General features: G+C 51.4%; 2 protein-coding genes. Both read left to right on the top strand.

The genetic code is table 11. The features are described 5' to 3' along the window. The first annotated feature begins 86 nt into the window (after positions 1-86). A complete protein-coding gene (locus ACTHUT_RS19715; protein WP_250599809.1) occupies positions 87-962 on the top strand; it encodes a lysophospholipid acyltransferase family protein in 876 nt (291 codons plus the stop codon). Between the two features lie 251 nt (positions 963-1,213). Beyond that, a partial coding sequence (locus ACTHUT_RS19710; RefSeq protein WP_440419514.1) for an exodeoxyribonuclease V subunit gamma occupies positions 1,214-1,742 on the top strand: 529 nt, incomplete at its 3' end.

Raw genomic sequence — 1,742 nt, 5'->3', positions numbered from 1 at the left:
GTGCCGCAATATATTTGCCCGAAGTCTGTTTTGTTCAGACGGCCTGTTTCGTTTACAATCTGTCCACTTCATTTTGGTAAAACCTTATGCAAACGCTTGTTACCTTTGTTTTTAAATTTTTGGCCGCTCTGCCTTTGGCTTGGTTACACAAATTAGGCAATCTGCTGGGCAGTTTGGGTTTCCGCGTGCTGTCGAAAGATCGCCGGCGTGTTTTCGAAAACATGAAACTTGCCGGTTTGAACCCGACGGACGAGGCGGTGAAAAAAGTTTTCCATGAAACGGCAAAAGGCGGCTTGGAATTGCCGGTGGCGTTTTTTAGACGGCCTGAGGAAATTGAAAACCTGTTTGTCAGCGTCAACGGTTGGGAGCATGTTCAGACGGCCTTGAGTGCGGGCGAAGGTTTGCTGTTTATTACGCCGCACATCGGCAGCTATGATTTGGCCGGCCGCTACATCAGCCAGCAACTGCCGTTTCCGCTGACGGCGATGTACAAGCCGCCGAAAATCAAGGCATTTGATGCGGTAATGCAGGCAGGTCGCGTGCGCGGCAAGGGCAAGACTGCACCGACCAGTATTCAGGGCGTCAAACAAATCATCAAGGCCCTGCGCGGCGGCGAAGCGACCATTGTGTTGCCGGACCATGTACCGTCTCCGGAAGAAGGGGGCGACGGCGTGTGGGTGGACTTTTTCGGCAAACCTGCCTACACCATGACGTTGGCGGGCAAGCTGGCGCAAGTCAAAGGCGTGAAGGCTTTGTTTTTCTGCGGCAAGCGGCTGCCCGACGGCAAAGGCTTTGTCTTGCACATCGAGCCTTTGCGCGGCGAGTTGAACGGCGATAAGGAGAACGACGCGCGCGTGATCAATGAAAATACCGAATATTGGATACGCCGTTTTCCGGAACAATATTTGTTTATGTACAACCGCTATAAGCATCCGGAAGGCGCGCCGCTGCCGCCTGCTTGAGTGAGATAGATTAAAAACCTGCTTTGAGGGAAGCAGGTTTTTATTTTGGTTGGGAATTAAGATTAAACAAAGCCGAAGTTCAAAAAGAAATACATTAAAGCCTAGCGTTTGAGTTTTAACGGCAAAGGCCGTCTGAAAAGCGATTTCAGACGGCCTTTACCGTAATCTTTTGCCTTTTATTTTAATACGCTGCTGAACCGTTTGCCCTGATGGCATTATAATGCGCGTAATTGTTTTTTCGATGGCATGTCATGTTTTATCTCTTTCAATCCGACCGTTTGGAATCGCTTGCCGAAATGTGCGCGCGTATTCATCAGGCTTCGCCCTTGGATTCTGTATTGGCGCAGGAAGAAGTGGTGGTGCAGAGCCAGGGTATGCGGCGTTATCTGAATGTGTTTTTTGCGCGCGAACTCGGCGTGGCAGCGAATTTGAAGTTCAGCCTGCCTGCCGGTTTGGCGTGGCAGCTGATGCGCAAATTGGTTCCCGATGTGCCGCCGCTCAGTCCGTTTTCGCCTGAAGTCATGCGTTGGCGTTTGCTGGATTTGTTCCGCAGCGAAGCGTTTCAGACGGACCCGGAATACGAAAACGTACGCCTGAAGCTGGAAAGTTATTTGTATAGCTCGGCATCGGCGGATTATCAGCTTGCCGGACAGATGGCGGATATTTTCGACCAATATTTGGTGTACCGGCCGGATTGGATTGATGCGTGGCAGGCTGGGAAGCTGCTGGGTTTGGGCGATGATGAGGATTGGCAGGCGCGGCTGTGGCGTTATTTGGACG

Source organism: Neisseria sp. P0022.S010, assembly GCF_051956635.1.
The sequence above is the reverse complement of the archived record's forward strand: the minus strand, read 5'-3'. Positions and strand labels throughout refer to the sequence as shown.

What these genes read in the sequence shown, in the direction of transcription:
- ACTHUT_RS19715 (WP_250599809.1), top strand. Translation starts at nt 87, where the DNA reads ATGCAAACGCTTGTTACCTTTGTTTTTAAATTTTTGGCCGCTCTGCCT.